Origin of the sequence: Mesotoga sp. HF07.pep.5.2.highcov, assembly GCF_003666285.1 — a bacterium.
GTDB classification, from domain to species: domain Bacteria; phylum Thermotogota; class Thermotogae; order Petrotogales; family Kosmotogaceae; genus Mesotoga; species Mesotoga prima.
In genome coordinates this window covers 1-7,618 of record NZ_JFHJ01000157.1, presented here as the reverse complement: position 1 = coordinate 7,618, position 7,618 = coordinate 1, and the positions used below count along the sequence as shown (strand labels likewise).

General features: G+C 42.6%; 7 protein-coding genes and 1 pseudogene. 1 reads left to right on the top strand and 7 read right to left on the bottom strand.

Annotated features, from left to right (window positions below; genetic code table 11):
* Positions 1-151: 151 nt before the first annotated feature.
* The 7 genes and pseudogenes from BG32_RS03040 to BG32_RS03010 form a co-directional block, all read right to left on the bottom strand.
* Positions 152-583 (bottom strand): linear amide C-N hydrolase, encoded by a 432-nt coding sequence (locus BG32_RS03040; RefSeq protein WP_099772362.1) that lies wholly within the window; start codon positions 581-583, stop codon positions 152-154.
* Positions 584-869: 286 nt separating this feature from the next.
* Positions 870-1,406: an HdeD family acid-resistance protein gene (locus BG32_RS03035; RefSeq protein ID WP_099772361.1), complete on the bottom strand. Its 537-nt coding sequence runs from the start codon at positions 1,404-1,406 to the stop codon at positions 870-872.
* Between the two features lie 47 nt (positions 1,407-1,453).
* Positions 1,454-2,938 (bottom strand): NAD(P)/FAD-dependent oxidoreductase, encoded by a 1,485-nt coding sequence (locus BG32_RS03030; RefSeq protein ID WP_121526350.1) that lies wholly within the window; start codon positions 2,936-2,938, stop codon positions 1,454-1,456.
* Between the two features lie 185 nt (positions 2,939-3,123).
* Positions 3,124-3,477, bottom strand: a pseudogene (locus BG32_RS16125) (fasciclin domain-containing protein).
* 23 nt (positions 3,478-3,500) lie between these two features.
* The gene (locus tag BG32_RS03020) at positions 3,501-4,634 is read right to left on the bottom strand and encodes an IS630 family transposase (protein ID WP_099772358.1); all 1,134 of its coding nucleotides are present in this window, start codon (positions 4,632-4,634) and stop codon (positions 3,501-3,503) included.
* 74 nt (positions 4,635-4,708) lie between these two features.
* Positions 4,709-5,233, bottom strand: coding sequence for a fasciclin domain-containing protein (locus BG32_RS03015; RefSeq protein ID WP_373561614.1), 525 nt, complete (start codon positions 5,231-5,233; stop codon positions 4,709-4,711).
* Positions 5,234-5,600: 367 nt separating this feature from the next.
* A complete protein-coding gene (locus BG32_RS03010; RefSeq protein WP_121526349.1) occupies positions 5,601-5,810 on the bottom strand; it encodes a hypothetical protein in 210 nt (69 codons plus the stop codon).
* A gap of 490 nt (positions 5,811-6,300) precedes the next feature.
* Here BG32_RS03010 and BG32_RS03005 point away from each other — a divergent pair, with 490 nt between their 5' ends.
* A complete protein-coding gene (locus tag BG32_RS03005) occupies positions 6,301-7,455 on the top strand; it encodes an SLC13 family permease (RefSeq protein WP_180274857.1) in 1,155 nt (384 codons plus the stop codon).
* The last annotated feature ends 163 nt before the right edge of the window (positions 7,456-7,618 follow it).

The following is a 7,618-nucleotide window of genomic DNA, read 5'->3' as shown; positions in this document are numbered from 1 at the left end:
ATTTGGATTATCGTAAATCTTCATATCACCATCAATGAACTCGACAACATGCTTACACTAGACTTGTCATGCAAAGAGAGGTGAAGAAGGGGAACTTCCCCAAGCAGTTCGTTTTCTTTGCCCCAAATTGTCATACTTTCAAGAGCTTCTCTTACTGATCGAGTGTGTCAAAGTTTCCAAGAATCCAGGAACGAAGATCGAACAGCTCTATAACCTTTGTAGAATCTGAATCGGGAGAGACTTCTTCATACTCTATTCCCGTTAACCAAAGGGCGCTTAAAGACAATCCCTTTTCATTCAATCCATCTGAAATTGCTATGGGAATATCAAAAGCATTAAATCCCACAAATCCATATTTATTTTCCCATGAGGCCGCTTCAGACCCATCAGGCATATGACTGCTAAAACTTGCACCCCTGTTGAAGAATACAACTTTCGAGTTCAGAGGATATGAGAACTCCATACTTCTACCTGAGATAACTAAACCATTGTTTTTTTCAGGCGAAAGAAGAAACTCAGTACATCCAAGCGAAGCGGAAATGAAAGCTAACAAAAGAAGAAAGACCAATGCGATTTTTCTCACCTAAATACCTCCTTTTTGCGGCAAATCTGACAACTGCAGTAACTATATGACCATGAATTCCATGAGAGGTTTCCAGAAATCAAATGCAGAAAACAAGAGTGTGATTATGAAGTATAAACAATATCAGGAGCCATACATAACCATTATACCCGAACTGAACTCGAGAACTTGACTTTCTCAGCAGTAAAAGAACAAAAAGAAAAGATGGGATATAGATTGATGCATCCTTACCCCATCTCAAATTCAAAGAACTCATCCAGTCTTAATTACGAAGAAATCACTTCTTCTATGCAGACTTCTTGCCCATAAACGCTAGAACAATGTGGTTTACACCAAAAACAAGGAGAGTTATCCCAATAATTACGGCAACCGACAGACCGGCAATGAGCGGGTGTAGAACGAGTATTATTCCTCCAAAAAGAACAAGAACATTGAAGACAATGCTCAGAAAGTAGATTCCCTTTCCCGCAGGTTTCAGCCGATCGGCGTTTATCAGGTTGTTAATGGCATCCACAATAAACCATATCGCTATTATGAAAGCAAATACGTTTGTGGCAAAAAGCGGTCTGAAGAGAAATATTACCCCCGTAATAGCCAGCAATATTCCTAGAATTAGCGCGAAGAAAACCTTAGCTCCGGTTCGGTTTTCAAGTTTGAAGTAGGCAACTATCAACATGATTCCACGAACAAGAACAACGATACCTAACATTATTGCAAGGGTAAGGAACGTTGCAAGAGGATTGCTCAGAGAAAAAATACCTCCAATTATGAGCACGAAACCCACGAGAAGAGAGATCCAGTCGAACTTCTTTGCTTCTGCCATACTATCCACCACCTTCACCCGTTAGCATATAACGGGTCTATTGTAAATCAATTGCTCTTCGTAAGTATCAGACGCCATTGTGTTCCATGAAGCCCAACCCAACTCCACTTGAATTCCTTCATTACAACAGTGTTCATTCCGCGTGAAAAGAAACTGTATTCTCCCAACCCGGATTCCTTCTGAGATATCTCGCTACCCAATACTCTTAGCTCCTCAAAGGGCTCGTAAAGTTGGTCAGTAAAGAGATTTCTGCCTATCTCCATTTTATCTTGATCACTGAATATTAACCCATCTGGCTGCATGACCCAAAACTCATAAGGTTCATAGTTCTTGGGGATTAATAAGGCGCGAGGCGGCCACTTTTTCTTTGAGGGAGCTATCATGGACATTACGTGAGTTCCTTCTGGACATATCGAAGGTTCGTCAATCGAAGGTATGTATACTGTGACATCGCTTTTGGCTATTTCGTCAAATTCCTCGATAAGCATCTCCACCGGATTAGTTCCGGCCGGGATAGCAGAAGAATCTACGGCGGCGTACACGACCATGGCGGGAAAAGTCGGCTCAAGGGACTCCACCCATTCAACTCTTTCCTGACTAACATGTTCCTCGGGAATGATTCCTCCATAGAGATTCCAGACCGTTCCGCCGTAAATCACGAAGTCAGATCTAATTTTGCTCCCATCTTCCAGCTTTATCCCCGATGCCTTCCCATCATCAAAGAGTATTTCATTAACGTGATTTTCGTATAGCATGTAGCCGCCGTTTTTCTCGATCGCCTTTTCGAGTTTGCTCGGTATCATCTGAGAAGAACCTACGGGGTAAAAGCCGCCTCCTTCATGATTGTCTATGAACATAGTTACGGCCAGTACGCCGGGGGTTTCCTTTACAGTCGTATAGTAGTACGTGGAAGTAAGAACATCGAAAAACTGATAAAGCTCCGTTGCCTCGGGGTCGATAAACTTTTTCATAAGTTCTTCAGTGCTTTTGAATAAAAGCCTGATCATTTTGGCCTGTCGTACAGGATGCTTCAGCAGAGATCTGAGACTATCGCTTCTCTTCATTTCAGTGGGAGGGACGATTACAGGATCAGCAACTATCACTTCGTGATATAAGTCGGCAGAATAGTTGTAGAACTTCCTTAGCTGTTCTTCATATCCAGGAAAGTTATTTCCAAGCTTTTCTATAAATCGGTCGAGATCTGGCCAAAAGACAATTTTCTTCTCTCCGAAGGTCACGGAGTATAAAGCCTCGTGTCTTACCATTTCAATGTCTTCACCGATCTCGTTGAAAACAAACCTGTGAGAATTGAAGCCGCGGTTTCCGAATCCGAATACCATGCCAACTGCAGAATCAAACGTGAAGTCACTTCTTCTGAAGATCGAGCAACATCCTCCGGGAAGATAATGCTGCTCTGCAACGAGCACTTTTAGTCCCTTATTAGCTAGCATAGAGGCAGCCGATAAACTTCCGAGTCCAGATCCAATTACCGCAACGTCGTATTTGCTTTCGGGAAAGAACTTACCGTTCATATACACCCCCCGATCAATAAATACATCTTGTCTATTAGAATTCTAAATTATTGGAATGCCCTTCTCCTAGAGTTTTATGCAGCTTCGGAAAAGTAGATTGGCAGAGGATAAGCAATAGTAAAGGCGGAGCAAAATGCTCCGCCTGAAAGATCTGCTTATCGCTTGATAGTGGTACGAGGTTACCTTTAAGGAATCATCACCGTATCTATTACGTGGATTACGCCATTTGCCGCAATTATATCCGTTACGATTATTCCAGATCCTTGAATCTTGACTTCGGTTGGGTTTATCATCAGCTAACCGCCATTAAGAGCAGTCAAAGATCTCATTCCCAGTAAATCTTCAGCCATGTATTCTCCCGATACGACATGGTATAGGAGGATGTTCTTTAGAGTTGGTATGTCCTTGAGCAATAATTCGATAGTTCCTTCGGGTAATTTTGCAAAGGCTTCATCATTAGGGGCAAAGACTGTAAAGGGACCATCACCCATAAGCGCTTCGACTAGACCGGCTTCCTGAAGTGCCGTAACTAGTAGTATGTTTCCATAATAACATTACAATACTAGATGACCGAAATTGAATCCAATTTATACTTCCATCGATAAACAACGGGAAACTCGTTGATCTCATCGATGCATGAAAGGATGCGCTCGGCAAGCTCATTCTTCGATTTGACCCTGATCCCACGGAGGACTGTCTGGGCAAGTTTGCCAAAGAAGGATTCGACGATGTTCAACCAGGAGCCATGCTTGGGGGTAAAGACAAATTCGAAGCGATTGGGAACCGTAGCCAGATAGGCCCTCGTCTCCTTGGAAGTGTGTGCGCTATGGTTATCCAGTACGATGATGATACGTTTCTTATCTGGATAATGGGAATCAAGTTTTTTCAAAAAGTTTATCACCTCTTGGCTTCTGTGCTTATCCTCCACTGTAGCGATAACCTCGCCGGTTACAAGGTCTATGCCGGCAAGAAGGCTTAGTGTCCCATGTCTTACGTATTCATGGTCACGATAAACGGTAGCGTGCTTGCCGGGCAAAGGGGGCAAATCAGGAGCGGTATTTTCAATCGCCTGGATTCCAGGTTTCTCATCATAAGAGATGTAAGCAAACAAACTATCTTCCCCTTTTTCAGATATAATCTGGACTTCTTTGTACACATGCAGCACCTGAATCATCTTCTGATCGAACTCCGGATCGCGGCGTTCCAGGTAGTATTGAATCTTGTGCGGCTTGATCTTATTCTCGGACAATATCTTGGAAACCGTTCCCCGCGACAGCTTTGCCAGGCAATCGAAGCCTGACTCCAAACAGTGTTTGCGGATATGTTCCGCTAAAAGCCTAGTCGTCCATAATTCGTAACTATACCCAAGGTCTTTGGGTTTTTGACAGGCCGTAGACACAACCCAAGCCCTCGCCTCGGGAGTAATTACCTGGGGCTTGCCCTTCCGGGGAAGATCTTCGAGAGCCGCTTCGACGCCCAGATCCAACGCTTTGGAAATGTGCCTTTCTACCTTGGGGCGATTGGTTTTCAAAGTACGCGCAATGGACGACACTGTTTCTCCGCGATAATAGGCTAAAAGGATCTTTGCTCTTTCAATCCGGCTCATGCTTTCTGTTCTGGATTTAGATATTGTTTCCAATTTGGCCAATTCTCCTGGACTGAGATTGATCTTTGCCCTCGTGCTTTCAAACGGCATGCTCATAATCCTCCTTCATAGTTTATAAGAGAATTATAAGCTCTAATTCGTTAAATTGCAATGTTATTTAGGAATCACATTACTAGTGTCGTAAAGGAGCCCGCATCGATAGCAATTTCAGGGATTCTCCTTGTCTCTTTTTCCGGGGGAAGGATGACCGTGTCAATAACATGAATTACTCCATTGCTTGCCTCAATATCAACTGCCGTTATCATTGCATTACTGACGTAAACCTTGCCTTCTTCTACTTTTATTGGTATAGAGCTGCTTTCTACGGACTTGAGCGATTCAAGAGATACCACGTCTGAAGACATATACTTTCCAGGAACCACATGATATGTAAGAATTCTCGTAAGCGCCGGTATATCGTTTAGGAGACTTTCAACAGTTCCTTCCGGAAGCTTTGCAATTGCTTCGTCAGTTGGAGCGAACACAGTAAAAGGTCCATCTCCTATTAGAGTCTCCACTAGACCTGCCTTTTCAACTGCCGCTACGAGTGTACTGAAATTGCCTGCTGAAACCGCTACTTCTACTATGTTCTTGGAGAAACCAGTGAAGACTAATCCTATTAAAACTAATACGAGAAATACCTTATTCATCATTATCACCTTAATCAGAATTTTTTATACTACATTTTTCAAAACTATATCGTTTGCAATTTAATTTTATTCTGCCAAACTTGCCGTTGTCAATAGGGCTGTGCACAATGGAAAATCGGAGATTGCGATTTCTCTTTGCCTCTTTGAAAAAGCTACACATAAATAATCATACGAATGCTTAACTACTTCCTAATCTCCGCTTTACTTCGATGATCATGGTTATCTTGAAAGATTAGTAGTTGACAAGAGATAAGCGACTTTGGAAGTGAGGTTTGAGAAGACAATGATTGGTTCCTCAAATTGGCTATCACTTACGTGTAGATCTCAACTCGGCCGAGCCCTTTTCGCTAAGCTTGAAGTGTCCGTCCTACTCGGTTATCAACATTTCCTTGTCTAGCGCCTCGAGGGCGGTCTTGACTATCGATTCGTCAGACTGCGAATCGGAACTTCCAAAGGCTCTGAGTAGTTCAATATCTTCATAAGCCATGGATGCCTTTGCTTCGCACTCGAGCTGATCGCGAGTCTGTATCTTCTCTTGATCGATCACGAAAAGAAACCAGCGCTTTAGCTGCTTCACTCTGAACTTGTTGAAGAGGGAAAAGCCATATCTTTCGAAGTCGATCCCTCTGGCAGATCTAATAAGATCTATCAGTAACTCTGCCGCCCCTTTGAGAATCAGAACAACAGAATGGAAACGATCAACCCTACAATCGCGTCACATTCCATTCATGACCATAATGTCCATAATGAATTCTTCGTGCCAAACGTCTTACCCTCCGTCGAAAAAAACAAATTCTCTCTAGCTCATTCTTATCTTAATAAACGCGCGCGATCGACCCTCTTGAGTATATTACACATTGAAGCCCTATCATACTCAATTACTGAAAGTTCTATCTTAGGAAATTTTCGACATTTGTAGACACCGTATGGTGAGTAGCGAACCGAAAGAAACCTGTTGTATTTTGATTCGCATAACTGCGGTTACCTCCATTTAGCAGAATATGCTTAATCTGATCTCTTTTTCGGTGATATCATCTCCCTTGTTCATGATCGGAGGTCATTCTGCAGTGCCTGATATTTCAGGAGCTATTTATAGGACTATATTGAACAAAGGATTTATTAAGAGACATCTCGTAAAGGAGATGATGTTCTGGATATCTCTGCTGCTGGCTTTGATCACATCGATAATTATTCCCCCTCGTATTGAAAGCATTGACTGGCGAGTAATTGCCGAGCTCTTAAGCCTCATGATAGTTGTTCAGGCTCTTAAGGAATACAAGGTTCTAGAAAAGATAGCTACTATCTCGCTCTCCAATCTAAGAAGCGCTAGAAGCATCGGATCCGTAATTGTAATTCTAACAGCTTTCATGGGCGCTTTTATTACAAATGATGTTGCCCTTATCGCACTTGTTCCACTCACAATGACAATAGCCGAAAAGGCAAAATTCGAGCCGATGTGGATTGTTATTATTCAGAGTCAGGCCGCTAATATTGGCAGCGCACTGACGCCGATAGGAAATCCGCAGAATCTTTTTCTCTTCGAAAAGTACGAAATTGGTATCTGGGAATTTAGCAGCCTCATGCTGCCATTTGTTGTCTTTGGTGTTTGCTGGACTCTTTTGATGAATCTTCTGAACACCAAGAGGAAGATTGTTTTCGATGCTCCATCTTTGGAGATCTGTGAACCTCAAAAGCTTGGTATTTTCATTGGTTGCTTTCTTGTTGTTATGCTTTCCGTATTCAGAATCATCGACTTCAGAGTAGGACTTGTACTCACTGTGGTAGTTACAATAATTCTTGAAAGAAGGTTCTTTCAAAAGATTGACTACTTCTTGCTGGGTACTTTCTTGCTGTTCTTTGTCTTTATTGACAACATCTCAAGAATGGAGATAATAGCTAATATGATGAAGTCTGCAACAAATGGTGAGATTAGGACAATGACCAGGTCCGCTCTTCTATCGCAGTTTATCAGCAACGTGCCTGCAGCGATTCTCTTTTCATCATTTACCGGGAGCTACAAAGGCCTTCTTCTGGGCGTAAATATTGGAGGCAGTGGCACGATTATAGCCTCTCTGGCTAATCTGATAGCTTATAGAATCTACGTGAAAGAGAGGGGTCGAAACCTCAGATACATTGCAGTCTTCACGGTATCCAGCGCGATAACACTTATCCTAAGCCTCATTTTCGGTTATTTCAGGCTGAAACTTGCGGGGTTTCAGTAGCTGACAATTGAGAGCTCGGTTACATTATAATCAAGACTGTTTGGGCTCATCTGCATGGTGTACAAGAGACGACCCGTTTTCCGATCATAAACGTGTTGATTGGCATAAGTTCCGTTTGTCTGCTGAAGCATTATACTGAAGTTCCCGAACTAGATAAAGGAGA

Bases quoted from the DNA above. Each gene is read 5' to 3' on its own strand.
- BG32_RS03015 (WP_373561614.1), bottom strand. From the start codon at position 5,233: ATGAATAAGGTATTTCTCGTATTAGTTTTAATAGGATTAGTCTTCACT.
- BG32_RS03020 (WP_099772358.1), bottom strand. From the start codon at position 4,634: ATGCCGTTTGAAAGCACGAGGGCAAAGATCAATCTCAGTCCAGGAGAA.
- BG32_RS03035 (WP_099772361.1), bottom strand. From the start codon at position 1,406: ATGGCAGAAGCAAAGAAGTTCGACTGGATCTCTCTTCTCGTGGGTTTC.
- BG32_RS03030 (WP_121526350.1), bottom strand. From the start codon at position 2,938: ATGAACGGTAAGTTCTTTCCCGAAAGCAAATACGACGTTGCGGTAATT.